This is a genomic window from Burkholderia sp. BCC1998 (assembly GCF_905339875.1).
GTDB lineage: Bacteria > Pseudomonadota > Gammaproteobacteria > Burkholderiales > Burkholderiaceae > Burkholderia.
In genome coordinates this window covers 171306-187433 of record NZ_CAJPHE010000011.1, presented here as the reverse complement: position 1 = coordinate 187433, position 16128 = coordinate 171306, and the positions used below count along the sequence as shown (strand labels likewise).

At 67.4% G+C, this 16128-nt stretch carries 14 protein-coding genes; 5 read left to right on the top strand and 9 right to left on the bottom strand.

Features of this window, described 5'->3' with window-relative positions:
* Positions 1 to 16: 16 nt before the first annotated feature.
* From U5A56_RS20470 to U5A56_RS20440, 7 genes are all read right to left on the bottom strand, one after another.
* The gene (locus U5A56_RS20470) at positions 17 to 802 is read right to left on the bottom strand and encodes an electron transfer flavoprotein subunit beta/FixA family protein (RefSeq protein ID WP_044844358.1); all 786 of its coding nucleotides are present in this window, start codon (positions 800 to 802) and stop codon (positions 17 to 19) included.
* On the bottom strand, positions 799 to 1968 hold the full coding sequence (locus U5A56_RS20465; RefSeq protein WP_124521487.1) for an electron transfer flavoprotein subunit alpha/FixB family protein: 1170 nt from the start codon (positions 1966 to 1968) through the stop codon (positions 799 to 801). Before U5A56_RS20465 ends, U5A56_RS20470 begins: the two co-directional genes overlap by 4 nt.
* Positions 1969 to 1972: 4 nt before the next feature.
* Positions 1973 to 3898: a (Fe-S)-binding protein gene (locus tag U5A56_RS20460; protein ID WP_321924253.1), complete on the bottom strand. Its 1926-nt coding sequence runs from the start codon at positions 3896 to 3898 to the stop codon at positions 1973 to 1975.
* A gap of 3 nt (positions 3899 to 3901) precedes the next feature.
* A complete protein-coding gene (locus tag U5A56_RS20455) occupies positions 3902 to 5965 on the bottom strand; it encodes an NADH:flavin oxidoreductase (protein WP_044844361.1) in 2064 nt (687 codons plus the stop codon).
* A 73-nt stretch (positions 5966 to 6038) separates the two neighbouring features.
* Complete coding sequence (locus U5A56_RS20450) at positions 6039 to 6572, bottom strand: DUF5943 domain-containing protein (RefSeq protein ID WP_006488993.1); 534 nt, start codon at positions 6570 to 6572, stop codon at positions 6039 to 6041.
* A 139-nt stretch (positions 6573 to 6711) separates the two neighbouring features.
* A complete protein-coding gene (locus U5A56_RS20445; RefSeq protein WP_044844362.1) occupies positions 6712 to 7683 on the bottom strand; it encodes a dipeptidase in 972 nt (323 codons plus the stop codon).
* A 43-nt stretch (positions 7684 to 7726) separates the two neighbouring features.
* Positions 7727 to 9001 carry a serine hydroxymethyltransferase gene (locus tag U5A56_RS20440; protein WP_044844363.1) on the bottom strand — a complete coding sequence of 425 codons (1275 nt, stop codon included), beginning with the start codon at positions 8999 to 9001 and terminating at the stop codon, positions 7727 to 7729.
* Between the two features lie 9 nt (positions 9002 to 9010).
* Here U5A56_RS20440 and U5A56_RS20435 point away from each other — a divergent pair, with 9 nt between their 5' ends.
* Positions 9011 to 9235, top strand: a complete 225-nt coding sequence (locus tag U5A56_RS20435) for a hypothetical protein (protein WP_082088477.1) — start codon at positions 9011 to 9013, stop codon at positions 9233 to 9235.
* Between the two features lie 224 nt (positions 9236 to 9459).
* Positions 9460 to 10485, top strand: a complete 1026-nt coding sequence (locus U5A56_RS20430) for a GlxA family transcriptional regulator (protein WP_044844364.1) — start codon at positions 9460 to 9462, stop codon at positions 10483 to 10485.
* A 55-nt stretch (positions 10486 to 10540) separates the two neighbouring features.
* Here the strand turns inward: U5A56_RS20430 and U5A56_RS20425 are convergent, their stop codons facing one another.
* Positions 10541 to 11953 (bottom strand): discoidin domain-containing protein, encoded by a 1413-nt coding sequence (locus U5A56_RS20425; protein WP_044844365.1) that lies wholly within the window; start codon positions 11951 to 11953, stop codon positions 10541 to 10543.
* Positions 11954 to 12236: 283 nt separating this feature from the next.
* Between U5A56_RS20425 and U5A56_RS20420 the strand changes: the two genes are divergently transcribed.
* Genes U5A56_RS20420 through U5A56_RS20410 form a run of 3 tightly spaced genes read left to right on the top strand, consistent with a single transcriptional unit; the run spans position 12237 to position 14842 of the window.
* Positions 12237 to 13658: a PLP-dependent aminotransferase family protein gene (locus tag U5A56_RS20420; RefSeq protein ID WP_321924250.1), complete on the top strand. Its 1422-nt coding sequence runs from the start codon at positions 12237 to 12239 to the stop codon at positions 13656 to 13658.
* A gap of 8 nt (positions 13659 to 13666) precedes the next feature.
* Positions 13667 to 14494: an ATP-dependent serine protease gene (locus tag U5A56_RS20415; protein WP_321924248.1), complete on the top strand. Its 828-nt coding sequence runs from the start codon at positions 13667 to 13669 to the stop codon at positions 14492 to 14494.
* A 39-nt stretch (positions 14495 to 14533) separates the two neighbouring features.
* The gene (locus U5A56_RS20410; RefSeq protein ID WP_321924246.1) at positions 14534 to 14842 is read left to right on the top strand and encodes a hypothetical protein; all 309 of its coding nucleotides are present in this window, start codon (positions 14534 to 14536) and stop codon (positions 14840 to 14842) included.
* On the opposite strand, the gene fdhA is transcribed toward U5A56_RS20410, so the two are convergent.
* Positions 14773 to 15969 (bottom strand): formaldehyde dehydrogenase, glutathione-independent, encoded by a 1197-nt coding sequence (gene fdhA / locus U5A56_RS20405; protein WP_044844368.1) that lies wholly within the window; start codon positions 15967 to 15969, stop codon positions 14773 to 14775. The genes U5A56_RS20410 and fdhA overlap by 70 nt on opposite strands.
* Positions 15970 to 16128 lie beyond the last annotated feature (159 nt).

Here is a 16128-nt window from a genome sequence, read left to right as displayed (position 1 = left end):
CCGACAGGCATCAAAATCAGTAGTCGATGAGCTGATGCTCGCGCAAATACGCGAGGATCACTTGTGCTTTTTCGACTGAACTCCCTTCATTTACGACGTTGCCGCCGCGGCTTTCGGTCGTGGTCGCGGACAGCATCCGGGCATGCCCCGAGCGCTTCTCGGCGGCGACCAGCTTTACGGGTTTACGCTCGATCGGGCCGACCTTCCAGGCCGCCGCATCGGCGTCCGCGCCGGTCGACGTGAGTGCCGGGCGGATCGCGCCGGCGCGCAGCCGCGCATACGCGTAGCGCGGCGCCACGTTGGCGAGCGGATGGACCGCGACGACGGCCGGCAGCGCCGCGTCGACGCGCCGCCGCAGCCCTTTCGGCAAGAATTGCCGGACCGCCGCGCGGCCGCCGTCGACCGTCACGTCGACGGCCGAGCCGACGAGCGGATAGCCGAGCGCCGCGGCGACGCGATACGGCAGCATCCCGGTGTCGTACGCGCCCTCGGCGCGCGTGCCGGTCAGCACGAGGTCGTAGCCTTCGACGCGTGCGGCGAGCGCATGCGCGGCATCGTCGCCGTCGTGGCAGGCCAGCACCTCGACCTGCCGTGCGCCGAGCGCGAGGTATTCAGCAAGCGCTTCATTCGCGGGATCGCCCGCATGGATCACGTCGAGCTGCGCGCGATGCCGCTCCGCGAGCTGGCGGCCAACCTCGAGCGCGGCCGCGTCGTTGCGGCTGTAGCGCGCGGTGCCGCTGACGGGGTGCCGGCCGACGGACACGAGCACCGCGATGCGTTGCAACTGGCGGGGGGCGTTCATGCTGCGACTCCTTCGGTTTCACGCGAGCCGACCGCGGCCGGCGATTGTCCGCGCGACGCGCGCGCGGCCTGCACCTGTTCGATCAGCGCGGCGATCGTCGCCTGCGCGTCGCCCACCACCGTCAGGTTCGCGCGCTTCGCGATCGGCGCGCTGCCGTCGAGGTTCACCGCGATCACGTGACGGCAGTCCTTGATCCCCTGCAAGTGCTGCACCGCGCCCGAGATGCCGAACGCGATGTACACGCTCGCCTCGACCGTCTTGCCGGTCGCGCCCACCTGCTTGTCGCGCGTGAAGTGACCGTTGTCGACCGCGACGCGGCTCGCGCCGATCGCCGCGCCGAACGCGCCGGCCAGTTGCTCGAACGCGCCGATGTCGGACACGCCGTTGCCGGCCGACACGATGAAGTCGGCTTCCTCCAGCGCGACCTGCGCCGCGTCGATTTCCTCGAGACCGAGATCGCGGTACGGCTGCGCCGCGTCTCCGGCCGGGCGGATGAAGTCGGCGGCCAGGCGCTCGCCGGCGCCGACGAACGGCAGTTTCGCCTCGACCGCGTTCTGCGCGAGCAGGATCACGTCGGGCAGCCCGCGCGTCGCGAACGCGCGGCCGGCCTGCGCATACGCGCCGACATGCTTCGCGTCGATCTCGACCACGTGGGTCGCGACGCTCGCGCCGGCGGCCGCCGCGTACCGCCGGCCGAGGTCGCCGTCGCCGGTCGCGTTGTCGGGCACGAACACGTGCTTCGGCGCGAGCGCCGCGGCGCATGCCTGCAAGGCTTGCAATTCGCTTTCGGGCGCAAACGCGCGACGGTCGAAGTCGGCCAGCTCGATCAGCTTGTCGACGCCGAGTTCGGCGGCGTCATCCTTCAGTTCACCGAATGCCAGCAGCGCGACTTCCGTCTGCGCGTCGGCGAGCACCGCGGCGGCGGCGATCGCCTGCCGCGCATGATCGTCGAGCGCGCCGCGCTCGGCGTGCGCCACCACCAGCATCACGTGCTTCGGGTCCTGCACCGCGCGGCGCGGCTTCGCGGCCGCGGCGCCGTGGCCGTGCGCGGACCACTGCGCGGCGCTCGCGTCGGCGCTGCCTTCCTCGCCGAGCGTGATGCGCTTCAGGCCCGCGGCCGTGATGATGAACGGCCGGCGCGGATCGATTCGTTTGATCGTGTTCATCGATTCACTCCAGCGAGGCGGCAACGAGTTCGGCCACGTCGAGCACATCGGGGCGCGGGCCCACGACGCCTTCGAGCATCGCCGTGCAGTTCGGGCAACCGACCGCGACCACGTCCGCGCCGATCGCGCGCGCGTCGGCGATGCGGATGTCAGGAATACGCTGCTTGCCCGGGATGTCGGTCAGCGGCGCACCGCCGCCACCGCCGCAGCAGCGCCCGCGCATGCCGTTGCGCTCCATCTCGACGACCTGGATGCCGATCGTCTTCAGCAGCTTGCGCGGCGATTCCGTCTCGCCGTTGTAGCGGCCGAGATAGCACGGGTCGTGATACGTGGTGCGCTTCTCGCGCAGCGACTCGACCGCCTTCGGCGCGATCTTGCCGCTGTCGGCCAGCTCCGCGAGGTAGGTCGTGTGATGCTTGACCGTCACGCGCAGCCCGAGCGCGCGGTATTCGTTGCGCAGGCTGTGCATCACGTGCGGGTCGGCCGTCACGATCTGCTTGTACGACAGCGAGCCGAGCGTGCCGATCAGGCGCTTCGCCATCTGCTGGAAGGTCGCTTCGTCGCCGAGGCGGCGTGCGACGTCGCCGGTGTCGGTCTCGGTCCCGCCGAGCACCGCGTAGTCGACGCCCGCCTTGTTCAGCACCTTGACGAACGCGCGCAGCGTGCGCTGGTAACGCATGTCGAACGCGCCTTCACCCGCGACGAACAGCACGTCGACCGGCTTGCCCGGTTGCGCGACCGGCGCGTTCAGGTCGACCGACCAGTCGTAGCGCGCAGCCGCGTCGTAGCCGCCCATCGTGCCGGTCTCGCGCAGGTTCGCGAGCACTTCCTGGCCCTTGCCCGGCACCGTGCCGTGCACCAGCGTGCGGTTGCGGCGCATGTCGACGATCGCGTCGACGTGCTCGATCAGCATCGGGCACTCCTGCACGCATGCGCGGCAGGTGGTGCACGACCACAGCGTCTGCTCCTCGATCAGGCCCGACACGATCGGGCCGTTCGGCTCGCCGCGATGCTGGCCGACCGCGAGGCCCGGCGTCGGGCTGCCGGCGTACGCGGCATCGGTGCCGCCCGCCATCCCGACGACGAGATCCTGGATCAGTTTCTTCGGGTTCAGCGGCTGGCCCGATGCGAACGCGGGGCACGCGGCTTCGCACTTGCCGCACTGCACGCACGCATCGAAGCTCAGCAGCTGGTTCCAGCGGAATTCGACCGGCTTCGCGACGCCGTACTCTTCGTGCTCGATGTCCGGCAGCTTCAGCGCGGTCGGCGGCGTGGCCGTGCCGTTGCCCGTGAACGATTCACGGGTGGCCGCGAAACGCTCCTGGCGCGGGTGGAACGCGAGGTGCAGCAAGCCGGCGATCGCGTGCTTCATCGGGCCGCCCTTCGCGGCGCCGACGGTCATCGTGAAGGCGCCGGCGCCGATCAGCAGCGCGCAGAGCACCGCGAACGCACCCGACATCGCGCCGGTCGGCACGACCATGAACAGCACGAGGCCGAGCGCGAACGAGCCGAGCAGCCAGGGCAGCGCGTTCCACGGGCCGCGCGACAGGCGCGCCGGCACGTCCTTCGCCGCGCGGCGGCGCCAGACGAACACCACGCCGACGAGCATCGCGAGCGCCGCGAGGAAGATCAGCTTGTCGAGCCACGGCGAGTAGATCGCGAGGCCGTAGTTGACGAACACCAGCGCGAGCGCGGCGATCGCGCCGCCGGCGGTCGCGACGTGGGTCTTCGCGATGTACGGATCGCGGGCGACCACGTGGTGCAGGTCGACGAAGTAGCGCTTCGGGATCGTGAACAGGTTCGCGATGCCGAACGAGCCGGGCGCCGTCGCGCGCCCGAGACGCCAGTAGGACGAGCGCTTCGCGACCGCGAACGCGAGCCCCGCCACCGACAGCCACAGCAGTGCGGTAATGAGGAAAGCCGGATTCATTTTTTAGAAATCCTTGACGAGGCGCAGCGAGTCGTAGATCGCACCGTGGACGTTGTGCATCGAGATGCAGTCGCCGACACGGAACAGCAGGAAGCGGCCGTTGCCCAGTTCTTCCGACAGGCACGGCTGCGGCTCGGCCGCGAACAGCGTGTGCGGATCGATCTGGCCGCGGTTCACCGACTCCGGCTTGAGCTTCCAGTACAGCTCGTCGTTCGGCGACGAACCGTTCTCGATCACGACCTGGTCGACCGCGCGCTCTTCCAGCTCCTCGGTGTATTCGTTGCGCAGCACGGCGATGATCTTGCCGTCTTCCTCGTACACGCGATCGAGCATCGTGTTCGGCGTCGGGATCACGCCGAGCGCATACAGGCGGCGATAGAAGATCGGGAACGTCGTGCCGCCGCAATCGTCGGCCACCTTCACGTCGGGCGTCACGACCTCGACCTTCGAGCCGCGGCTCGCCATGAAGTCGGCCACGCCGGCGCCCGCATGCGTGCTCACGCCGTCGAACAGCAGCACGTTCTGCTTCGGCTCGACCTTGCCGGTCAGGATGTCCCACGAGCTGACCGCGAGACCTTCGGCCACGCCCCACGCCGGCACCTGCCACGTGAAGCTCGAACCGCCGGTCGCGAGCACGACGATGTCCGGCTTCTCGGCCATGATCATCTTCTCGTCGGCGGCGACGCCGAGGCGCCGGTCGACGCCGAGACGCTTGGTTTCCATGTCGAACCAGCGGATGATCCCCGACATCTGTTCGCGCTGCGGCGCCTTCGCGGCGATCATCACCTGGCCGCCGACTTCGGCGTTCTTCTCGAACAGCACGACGTCGTGGCCGCGCAGCTTCGCGACGCGTGCGGCCTCGAGCCCCGCGGGGCCCGCGCCGACCACCACCACCTTGCGCTTCGGGCCGCGCGACTTCTCGATGATGTGCGGCATCGTCGCTTCGCGCGACGTCGCGGCGTTCTGGATGCACAGCACGTCGAGGCCGTTGTACTGGCGGTCGATGCAGTAGTTCGCGCCGACGCACTGCTTGATTTCGTCCTCGCGGCCGTCGCGGATCTTGATCACCATGTGCGGATCGGCGATCTGCGCGCGCGTCATGCCGACCAGGTCGATCATGCCGTTCGCGAGCAGGCGCTCGGCCTGGCCCGCGTCGCGAATGCTCTGTGCGTGCATCACGGGAATCTTCACCACCGACTTGATGCCGGCCGCGAGGTGCACGAACGGCTCCGGCGGCAGCGCCATCGGCGGCATGCAGTTCGCGATCGTGTTGTGCGTGTCGCCGCCCGAGCCGACCACGCTCAGGTAGTCGATCAGGCCCGTCTCCGACATCGCCTGCGCGATTTCCTTCAGCGCTTCGTGATCGAGACCGTCCTCGTGGAATTCGTCGCCGCACATCCGCAGGCCGACGCAGAAGTCCTTGCCGACCGCTTCGCGCACGGCCGTCAGCACTTCGATGCCGAAGCGCAGACGGTTCTCGAGGCTGCCGCCCCATTCGTCGGTGCGGTGGTTCGAACGCTTGCTCCAGAACTGGTCGATCAGGTGCTGGTGCGCGGCGGAGATTTCGATGCCGTCCATGCCGGCTGCCTTCACGCGCTTCGCGGCGGCCGCGAAGTCGCCGATGATGCGGCGGATTTCCTCGATCTCGATGATCTTCGCGTTACCGCGGTGCACCGGCTCGCGCACGCCCGACGGCGACATCAGGTGCGGCCAGTGCTCGCCGTGGAACGACGAGCGGCGGCCCATGTGCGTCGCCTGGATCATGATCTTCGCGCCGTGCTTGTGCATCGTGTCGGCGAGACGCGTGAGCGGGTCGATGATCTTGTCGTTCGACAGGTTCACCGACTTCCACCAGCCCTGCGGGCTGTCGATCGACACGGGGCTCGAGCCGCCGCAGATCGCGAGGCCGACGCCACCCTTCGCCTTCTCTTCGTAGTAGCGGATGTAGCGGTCGCCCGGCAGGCCGCCCGGCTCGGCATACACCTCCGCGTGCGCGGTGCTGACGATCCGGTTGCGCAGCGTCAGCTGGTTCAGCTGCATGGGTTTGAACAGGTGGGGATAACGCATCGCAGGCGACCTCTGGCGTTCGAATGTCTCGTGTTGCGGGTGTTGTTTGTTGCTGTGTCGTGGGGTCGGCGCGTCAGTGCGCGATCGGCGACACTTCGAAGACGCAGTGATCGTGGTGCTCGGCCGCACACTGCACTTCCTTCGACTGCGCGCGCGGCGCGCCCTTGCCTTCCGGCGTCGTGTCGTTGACCCAGTCCATCGCGCCGGCGAACCAGCCCGCGAACATGTAGCAGAGCTTGCCTTCCTTGCCCGGCTGCTGGAGCACGAACGACGAGTGGCGCAGCTCGATCTTCGCGCGTGCGCTGGCCGGATCGGCCTCGATGATCGAGAACAGGCCCCAGCCGCGTTGCGACAGGCGCTTCAGGTAGTGCTCGAACACCGCCATGCCGGTGAGGCCGTGCAGCTTCGCTTCCTTGTCGCACCAGTGATACGCGGACTTGTAGCCGGCCTTGTAGAGGATCTCGGCATACGCCTCGACGCCGAGCGCTTCCTCGACGGCGACGTGGTTGTTCGTGAAGAAGTGGCGCGGCACGTACAGCATCGGCAGCGCGTCGGTGGTCCAGACGCCGGTATCGGGATCGACGTTGATCGGCAGTTGCGGTTGCATCGTGGTGACTCCGTGAGGAAAATTGGCCGCGCGGCTCAGGCGCAGGCACGACATCGTCCGCGTGCCCGCGCGACAGGCGCCGGCACGTCCCGATTGTTCTAGTGTTGAATCGCGGGTGGCGGTTCGGCTCGGCGGACGCTTACGCGCCCCACACGTCCTTGAACACGCGCACCCAGTTCTCGCCCATGATCTTGCGGATGCGCGACTCCTTCCAGCCGTGGCGTTCCATCGCCGCGGTCAGGTTCGGGAATTCGCCGATCGTGCGGATGCCGTCCGGGTTGATCACCTTGCCGAAGTTCGTCAGCTGGCGATAGCGGCCCTTGTCATGCGTCAGCATGTCGAAGAATTCCTTCGCGAAATCCTGCGTGAAGTCCGTGCCGATGCCGACCGCGTCTTCGCCGATCAGGTTCACGACGTAGTCGATCGCCTCGATGTAGTCGTCGATGTTCGCCTCGATGCCGCGCTTCAGGAACGGCGCGAACATCGTCACGCCGACGAAGCCGCCGGCGTCGGCGATTTCCTTCAACTGCGCGTCGCTCTTGTTGCGCGGATGTTCCTTCAGGCCCGACGGCAGGCAGTGCGAGTAGCACACCGGCTTCTTCGAGAACGCGATCGCTTCCGACGACGTGTTGCCGCCCACATGCGACAGGTCGACCATGATGCCGACGCGGTTCATTTCGGTGATCACTTCGCGGCCGAAGTCCGACAGGCCGCCGTCGCGCTCGTAGCAGCCGGTGCCGACCAGGTTCTGCGTGTTGTAGCAGAGCTGCACGACGCGCACGCCCATGTCGGCGAACGCCTCGATGTAGCCGAGGTTGTCCTCGAACGCATGCGCGTTCTGGAAGCCGAGGATGATCCCCGTCTTGCCTTCCTTCTTCGCGCGGAAGATGTCGTCGGTCGTGCGCACCAGCGTCAGCAGTTCGCCGTTCTCGCGGATCTTCTGCTTCATCACGCCGATGTTGTCGACGGTCTTGGTGAAGTTCTCCCACACCGATACCGTGCAGTTCGCGGCCGTGATGCCGCCCTTGCGCATGTCCTCGAACACCGGCTTCTCGAACTTCGAGATGTTCAGTCCGTCGATGATGATGCTGTCCTGATGCAGCGTGCTCATATCTGCCTCTCGCTCCAGTCTCTGCTGTATGTGGGGTCGTCGATCAGTAAATCGGGAAGCGCTCGCAAAGCGCGAAAATCTCGCGGCGCACGCGCTGTTCGGTCGCGTGGTCGCCTTCGGGGTTCGCGCGCAGCGCGTCGAACACCTCGAGAATCAGGCGGCCGACTTCGCGGAACTCCGCGACGCCGAAGCCGCGCGTCGTGCCGGCCGGCGTGCCGAGACGGATGCCCGACGTGACGGTCGGCTTCTCGGTGTCGAACGGAATGCCGTTCTTGTTGCAGGTGATGCCCGCGCGCTCAAGCGCCTGCTCGACCGGCGCGCCCTTCAGGCCCTTCGGGCGCAGGTCGACCAGCAGCAGGTGGTTGTCGGTGCCGCCGGTGACGAGGTCGACGCCGCCCGCCTTCAGCACTTCGCCGAGGGCCTGCGCGTTCGCGAGCACGTTGTCGATGTAGGTCTTGAAGTCCGCATGCAGCACTTCGCCGAACGCGACGGCCTTGCCGGCGATCACGTGCATCAGCGGGCCGCCCTGCAGGCCGGGGAACACGGCCGAGTTGATCTTCTTCGCGATCTCTTCGTCGTTGGTCAGCACGAAGCCGCCGCGCGGGCCGCGCAGCGTCTTGTGCGTGGTCGACGTGACGACGTGCGCGTGCTCGACCGGATTCGCATGGCGGCCGGCGGCGATCACGCCCGCGATGTGCGCCATGTCGACCATCAGCTTCGCGCCGACGCTGTCGGCGATCGCACGGAAGCGGGCGAAGTCCAGCGCGCGCGGATATGCCGAGAAGCCGGCGATGATCAGGCTCGGCTTGTGCTCGTGCGCGAGTGCCTCGACCTGGTCGTAGTCGATCCGCATCGTGTCGCGGTTCACGCCGTACTGCACGGCGTTGAACCACTTGCCCGACAGCGCCGGCTTCGCGCCGTGCGTCAGGTGGCCGCCGGCGTCCAGCGACATGCCGAGCACCGTGTCGCCCGGCTTCGCGAGCGCGAGCATCACCGAACCGTTCGCCTGCGCGCCCGAGTGCGGCTGCACGTTCGCATAGCCGGCGTTGAAGATCTGCTTCACGCGCTCGATCGCCAGCGCCTCCACCTCGTCCGCGAACTCGCAGCCGCCGTAGTAACGCTTGCCCGGATAGCCTTCCGCATACTTGTTGGTCAGCACCGAACCCTGGGCCTCCAGCACCGCGCGCGACACGATGTTTTCCGACGCGATCAGCTCGACCTGCGACTGCTGGCGCTCGAGCTCCTTCAGGATGGCGCTGCGCACCGGCGCGTCGCGCTCGGCGAGGGGCTGCGAGAAGAAAGGCTGGGTGTTCGACATAGTGCGTCCGTGACGAAGAATAAAGGGCGTGAAACCGAAGCTCGAGGCCCGCCGTACCTGGGTTTCCAGCGCATCCAGTGCAAGGCTGCCGACGGCTCTATTCTTGTCGTTCGGATTTTCGACGGATTGATGAATTTAGACGCGTTCTTTACCTTTTCCGCCATGCGCGTCCGTTTTGTACAAGTGACCGGTCGTGCTTTTTGGGATGACCAGGCAAGCCGGCGTGTGCAGTGAATTCGCGATTCACCGATGGACAGGCACTTCGCCGGTGCCTGTGCTGTGCTTCCCGGGTGCAGCGCGGCCCGCTTACGGTGCAGTGCAGCATCCGCCCCGCGCCCATACAACGTATGGAGCTAGGGTTTAGCCGTATGGCACGGTTGTTGCGCTCGCTCCCACAATACGGCAGCCCGATCCGTGCCTCGGGCTAAAAGCTATTAGAGATTCAAGGAACGCTCCCCATGTCGCCCGACCGCACAGCGTCGCTGTCCCACTTCGCGTTCATGCCTTTACCGAACTTCACGATGATCGCGTTCACCAATGCGATCGAGGTGCTTCGGATGGCGAACTACCTGAGCGGCCAGCCGCTCTACCGCTGGTCGATCATCAGCCCGGACGGCGGCCCGGTCACGGCGAGCAATGGCCTCACGGTCGACACGGGCCCGGCCGAGTGCGTCGGGCAGCCGGATATCGTATTCGTGTGCGGCGGCGTCGACGTGCAGCGCGCGACCACGCCCGCCCATCTGTCGACGCTGCGCCGCTTCGCGCGTTCGGGCATTCCGCTCGGCAGCCTGTGCACGGGCACCTATGCGCTCGCGAAGTCGGGGCTGCTCGCGGGCTACGCGTGCGCGATCCACTGGGAAAACATGTCGGCGCTGAAGGAAGAGTTTCCGGACACGCGCTTCCTGAAGGAACTGTTCGTGGTCGACCGCGATCGCATCACGTGCACGGGCGGCGTCGCGCCGCTCGACATGATGCTGAACCTGATCGCCGCGCGGATAGGCACGCCGCGCGTCACGCAGATCGCCGAGCAGTTCATCGTCGAACACGTGCGCGACACGAGCGCGCAACAGCGAATGCCGCTCGTCGCGCGGCTCGGCTCGGCGAACAAGTCGCTGTTCGAAGTGATTTCGCTGATGGAGAACAACATCGAGGAACCGCTGTCGCGCGAGGAGCTCGCGCGGCTCGCGAACATGTCGCAGCGGCAGCTGCAGCGCCTGTTCCGCGAACACCTCGGGATGACGCCCACGCACTATTACCTGACGCTGCGGCTGCGCCGCGCACGCGAGCTGCTGCTGCAGACCGACATGTCGATCATGCACATCACGATGGCGTGCGGCTTCCAGTCGGCGTGCCACTTCAGCAAGAGCTATCGCGATGCGTTCGGCGTCGCGCCGACGCGCGAACGCCGCAAGCAGGTCGCGCCGCTCGCGCAGGGCGCGGCGGCATCCGCGCCGGCGTTTCCGGCGCATGTGATTCATGCGTGACGCACGAGTCGCGCGATAAAAAAAAGCGGCCTCGAAGGCCGCTTTTTGCTGGTGCTTACGATCCCCACACCTGCATTTCGTCGAGCGAGTACCCCCACTGCGTCGCCCGCTTCGTACCGAGCATCCGCACGTAACGCCCCTGCGCATTCAGGTTCGGCAACGTGACGTGACCGTACGACACGCCGTTGTTCGTCGAGTAGACCGTCGTCCAGTTCGCGTTGTCGTTCGACGTCTGGATCTGGTACACGAGCGCGCCCGCGTCCCAGTAGAGATCGACGCTGCTGATCTTCTTCACCGCGCCGAGATCGACGGAGATCCATTGCGGATCGACGCCCGCGCCTTCCGGCGAATCCCAGCGCGTGCTGGTCGTGTTGCCGTCGAACGCCTTGTCCGCCGTCAGCGATGTGTTGTAGCTCGCCGACGCGGCAGCCGGCCGCCCTTGCGACAGCAGCGTCGGCTGCGCGGCGGCCGGGCCGCCGTAGTAGCTCGAGCCGAGCTTCGCCTTGGTCGTGTCCGCGTTCACGCCGAACTGCGACAGGCTCCAGCGCTGGCCGGTCGTCACGTCGCCGACGTAGAGCTGGTAGCCGCCCGCCGTCGTCGACGAGAAGAACACGTAGTTCGTGCCGGTCACCGGCGCCGGATCCGAGTTGTTGCTCACGCAGTCGTTGATCGGCAGCGCGTTCGGCGTCGATGCCGGGTCCGCGGTCTTCGTGTAGATCTGGTCCGCGCCGCCGCTATCCTTCCAGCGTGCATAGAACACCATGCCGTCGCCGCGCACGATCGGATAGTAGGTCTGCAGACCGGCCGGATGATCGAACGTGGCGGTCGCGCCGGTCGCGATCGTGCGCTTCATCAGCCCCATGTTCGAGCCGGTGCCCGTCGCGTAGTAGACGGCGCTCGCGTCCGGCGCGAGGAACGGCATCGAGTATTCGGCGCCGGCCGGTGCGTTCGTCAGGCTCACGACCGACGTGAACACCGGGCCCGCGCTCGTGTACGACAGCGTGCCCTGCTTCACGTCGCCGTTCTGCTTGAACACGAGCGTCTTGCCGTCGGCGCTGAATTTCGGATCTTCGTTGCGCGTCGCGCCGGTGCTGTTCGTCAGGTTCACGGGCGGCGTGCCGGCGCCGAGCTGCAGCATGAACACGTTCCATGCGCCGTTGCTGATGCCCATGAACGCGAGCCACTTGCCGTCGGGGCTGAACACGCCGTTCATCGGATCGGTGATGCCCCAGCTGCTCTTGCTCAGCTGCGTGAGCGTATGGGCCGAAAAATCGTACAGGAACAGCTGGCTCGTGCCGTCGCCGTAGTTGACGTAGCTGTGATAGACGAGCTTGCCGGTCAGCGCCGCGGGAAACGACGCGTTGGATTGAGTCGGAGGATTGCTGATGCAGGCCGCTTCGGCGGCACCACTGGACAGGTTGAGAGCGATGCCGGCCACGAGGCCCGCAGCGAGGAACTTCGATTTCACGCTGATTGCTTCCGGGAAAGGTAGGGACGGAGCGGCCCGGGTCCCGCACACGGTGCACGGGGTTCACGGGTCCGCCATCGGAGGGCGCGAACTCGGTATCGATCACGCATCGGGAATGAAACTTGCGCAGAATGCCTGCTCGCTCGTCTGAAGAAAAGGCTCAAAGTGAGTCGAAAACAACCGGATCAGCGACAGGCGCATCAGCGTTTGAGGGCGGGATTGAACGCGGCGGAGGCCGTGCTACTCTTTTTTCACGACGGCCGCGATCGGCCGGAGGGCAGGCATGAAGCGTTATGCGGCGCTGGCTCAGACGATTGGCGACGCGATCCGGCGTGGCGACCTCGGGCCCGGCGCGCGTATCCCGACCGTGCGCGCAGCGTGCCGCGCTTACCGTGTAAGTCCATCCACCGTGTTTCGCGCGTACTACAAGCTCGAAAGCGAGGGCCTGATCACCGCGCGTGCGCGCTCCGGATATTTCGTTGCGAACCTGGATGACAAGCGCGTGCGCGCGGGTCACGACACCCCGCGCAAACCGACTGCGCCGCAGGCCGGCGACAACGATGTGCTGTTCCGCTTGCTCGACTCGCTCAAATTCGACGACATCGTGCCGCTGGGTTCCGCATTCGCGAGCTATTCGCTGTTTCCGATGAGCAGCCTGTGGCGGTATGCGGCGGCGGCGGCCCGCAACATGGACCGCGCGAAACTACTGGCCGGACTGCCGCCCGGCCATGAAGCGCTGCGCCGCCAGATCGCACTGCGCTACCTGAACGCGGGCGCGTCATTGCCGATGGAAGAGATCGTCATCACGACCGGCGCGGCCGAAGCGCTGACGCTGAGCCTGCAGGCGCTCACGCGCCCCGGCGACATCGTCGCGATCGAACGTCCGGCCTACCACGCGGTACTGCAGGCCGTGCGGCGGCTGCATCTGAAGGCCATCGAAATTCCGGTGGATCCGCGCACCGGCCTCGATCTCGATGCGCTCGCCGACGCGCTCGACACGCATCCGGTGCGCGCCTGCTGGTTCATGACCTCGTTCCACAACCCGACCGGCGCGACGCTGCCCGACGAGCGCAAGCGCGCGCTGATCGACCTGCTCGCGTCGCACCGCGTGCCGCTGATCGAGGACGACGTGTTCGGCGAACTGCACTTCGGCCCGACGCCCACGCGGCCCGCGAAGCTGTACGACGAAAGCGGGCTGGTGCTGCATTGCGGTTCGTTCTCGAAGTGCCTCGCCCCCGGTTTCCGGGTCGGCTGGGTCGCGGCCGGACGCTACGTGAAGCAGATCAGGCAGGTGAAGAACGCGAGCGCGCCGGCGGCCGACGTGCCCGCGCAGATGGCTGTATCCCGCTACCTGCTCAACGGCGCGTACGACCGCTTCCTTCGCAGGCTCCGCCGCAACCTGGCGGCGCACCAGGCACAGATGCTGGCGGCCGTCCGCGCGTACTTCCCGCCCGACACGGCGGTGCATGCCCCGCGCGGCGGGTATTTCCTGTGGATCGAATTGCCGCCGCACGTGGATGCGATGCGGTTGTTCGGCGACGCGATGAAAAACGGCGTCAGCCTCGCGCCCGGGCCGATTTTTTCCATGACGGGCGCCTTTCACCGCTACGTCCGGCTGAACTACGGCCGGCCGTGGACCCCTGCCGTCGAGGACGCGATGCAGACCCTCGGGACGCTCGCGCGGCGGCAACGACAGACGAGGTAGCAACGACCATGCAAGTCCTGCCCATCCGGAAAGTCCGCACGCGCGACACGTTGCGCGGCGCACTGAACCTGCGCGCCGAGCCGCGCGATGCCGTCAGCCAGCGCTGCCGGCAATGCGGCTTCATGGCATTCCGCGCCACCGAGCAATGCCCCGTCTGCGGACTGGGGGACTGGCCGTTCGCGCCGCTGCGCGAATCGAGGGAATCGAGCGAATCGAGCGACCCGAGCAACCGGAGCGACGAAGCGCAGGCCGCTCCTCCGCACGACGCGCTCCCCGTCCCGACATGGTCGTCGCGCATCGGCGCCGCGGTGCGCAGCGCGGCGATCCGGCGGCCGAGCGCGTCGAGCGCGCCGCTGCTGAGCATCCTGACCCTCGTGCTGCTGGTCGGCGGCTATGTGACGTTCGACCGGACGTGCAAGGCCGACCCGGTCTGCCGCGGCCAGGGCGCGCCGGCGCCAGCGGCAAACGACGCCAGTCTGCATGCGGCCGACGCGCAGACGTTGCCGGTCGTGCCCGCGCCCGTCTATGCATTTCATCCGGCCGACCACCCGGCGCTCGACACCGACCGGCTTGCCGCCGCCGACCGGCTGGACGCAACCGATCGAGCAGGCTATGCCGGCACGAGCCGACACATGACCGGACGCACGGCAACCACGGTCGCGCGGCACGCACCGGCGGTGCGCGCGCGCAGCGGTACGCGCGTCGTCAACTGGAAAGGCGGCGCTACGGCGACGCGACACGCGCACGCGATCCGCCGCGTGAGCCTGCATACGCGCCACGGTCGGCGCGCGACGGCAAGCGCGACCCAAGTGGCCATGGTCTATCGTGCGCACTGAGCGCCGGGCGCGCCGGAATTCGGCGCGATCGCGGCCGCGATGCTGTCGTACGGGATCGCCGCATACGACTCGACGCGCAAGCCGGCGAGCGTCCGGCCGTTCGTGTCGGCGTTCGGCAGCCGGTTGGCCGCGGCGATCGGTCTCGTGCCGCACGCCGTATCGCAGCAATCGCGGGCCGCAGCGATCAGGGTTCGCCTGCGCCGGCAGCGCCCGCCCACAGCAAAAACGGGCGGCACCGATTCCGGTGCCGCCCGTTTCATGTTCCGCCCGTTCGTGCGTCAGGCCGCCAGCAAGCCGTGCGGATCGATCACGAATTTACGCGGCGCGCCGCCGTCGAACTTCTTGTAGCCTTCCGGCGCCTGATCGAGCGAGATCACCTCGACGTTGACGATCTTCGCGATCGGCAGACGGTCGAACAGGATGGCCTGCATCAGGTTGCGGTTGTACTTCAGCACCGGCGTCTGGCCCGTGAAGAACGAATGCGACTTCGCCCAGCCGAGGCCGAAGCGGATGCTCAGGCTGCCGTGCTGCGCGGCCTTGTCCTTCGCGCCCGGATCGTCCGTCACGTACAGGCCCGGAATGCCGATCGCGCCGGCCGGACGCGTGATTTCCATCAGCGAGTTCAGCACCGTCGCGGGCGCTTCCTCCGAATGGCCCGACGAACCGTGGCCGTGCGCCTCGAAGCCGACGCAGTCGACCGCGCAGTCGATCTCCGGCACGCCGAGGATCTGCTCGATCTGCTCGCCGAGCGACGCGTCCTTCGACAGGTCGACCGTCTCGAAGCCCATCGCCCGCGCGTGCGCGAGGCGTTCCGCGTTCATGTCGCCGACGATCGTGACCGCCGCGCCGAGCAGGCGTGCCGATGCGGCCGCCGCCATCCCGACCGGGCCCGCGCCCGCGATGTAGACCGTCGAGCCCGGCTTCACGCCCGCGCTCACCGCGCCGTGATAACCGGTCGGCAGAATGTCGGACAGGCAGGTCAGGTCGCGGATCTTCGCCATTGCCTGGTCGCGGTCCGGGAATTTCAGCAGGTTGAAGTCGGCGTACGGCACGAGCACGTACTCGGCCTGGCCGCCGATCCAGCCGCCCATGTCGACGTAGCCGTATGCGCCGCCGGCTCGCGACGGATTCACGTTCAGGCACACGCCCGTATGCGTGTCCTTGCACATCGCGCAGCGGCCGCACGCGACGTTGAAGGGCACCGACACGAGATCGCCGATCTTCAGCGTCTCGACGTCGCGGCCCACCTCGACCACTTCGCCCGTGATCTCGTGACCGAGCACGAGGCCGATCGGCGCGGTCGTGCGGCCGCGCACCATGTGCTGGTCGGAACCGCAGATGTTCGTGCTGACCACTTTCAGGATCACGCCGTGGCCGATCGCGCGGCCGGTCGGATCGACCATCTTCGGATAATCGATCTTCTGAACTTCGACCTTGCCCGGCCCAAGATAGACGACACCTCGATTGCTGCTCATCGTATTGTCTCCATGTCTCGTTGGATGGCGCTGCTGTGCGCCGGCAGATGCGGTGCTACGCAACGTGCTGTTCGAGAGTAGTCCCGGAGGTGGGGGCGTCGATGTCTCAAACGCGACACGCGTTTGATCGGTGCCGACATCGGTGGCGGAAATGCGAAA

Excerpts from the sequence above, each read along its gene's own strand:
- U5A56_RS20470 (WP_044844358.1), bottom strand. The coding sequence starts at position 802 with ATGAACGCCCCCCGCCAGTTGCAACGCATCGCGGTGCTCGTGTCCGTC.
- fdhA (WP_044844368.1), bottom strand. The coding sequence starts at position 15,969 with ATGAGCAGCAATCGAGGTGTCGTCTATCTTGGGCCGGGCAAGGTCGAA.
- U5A56_RS20445 (WP_044844362.1), bottom strand. The coding sequence starts at position 7,683 with ATGAGCACGCTGCATCAGGACAGCATCATCATCGACGGACTGAACATC.
- U5A56_RS20410 (WP_321924246.1), top strand. The coding sequence starts at position 14,534 with ATGCTGTCGTACGGGATCGCCGCATACGACTCGACGCGCAAGCCGGCG.
- U5A56_RS20415 (WP_321924248.1), top strand. The coding sequence starts at position 13,667 with ATGCAAGTCCTGCCCATCCGGAAAGTCCGCACGCGCGACACGTTGCGC.
- U5A56_RS20450 (WP_006488993.1), bottom strand. The coding sequence starts at position 6,572 with ATGCAACCGCAACTGCCGATCAACGTCGATCCCGATACCGGCGTCTGG.
- U5A56_RS20440 (WP_044844363.1), bottom strand. The coding sequence starts at position 9,001 with ATGTCGAACACCCAGCCTTTCTTCTCGCAGCCCCTCGCCGAGCGCGAC.
- U5A56_RS20455 (WP_044844361.1), bottom strand. The coding sequence starts at position 5,965 with ATGCGTTATCCCCACCTGTTCAAACCCATGCAGCTGAACCAGCTGACG.
- U5A56_RS20430 (WP_044844364.1), top strand. The coding sequence starts at position 9,460 with ATGTCGCCCGACCGCACAGCGTCGCTGTCCCACTTCGCGTTCATGCCT.
- U5A56_RS20465 (WP_124521487.1), bottom strand. The coding sequence starts at position 1,968 with ATGAACACGATCAAACGAATCGATCCGCGCCGGCCGTTCATCATCACG.
- U5A56_RS20420 (WP_321924250.1), top strand. The coding sequence starts at position 12,237 with ATGAAGCGTTATGCGGCGCTGGCTCAGACGATTGGCGACGCGATCCGG.
- U5A56_RS20460 (WP_321924253.1), bottom strand. The coding sequence starts at position 3,898 with ATGAATCCGGCTTTCCTCATTACCGCACTGCTGTGGCTGTCGGTGGCG.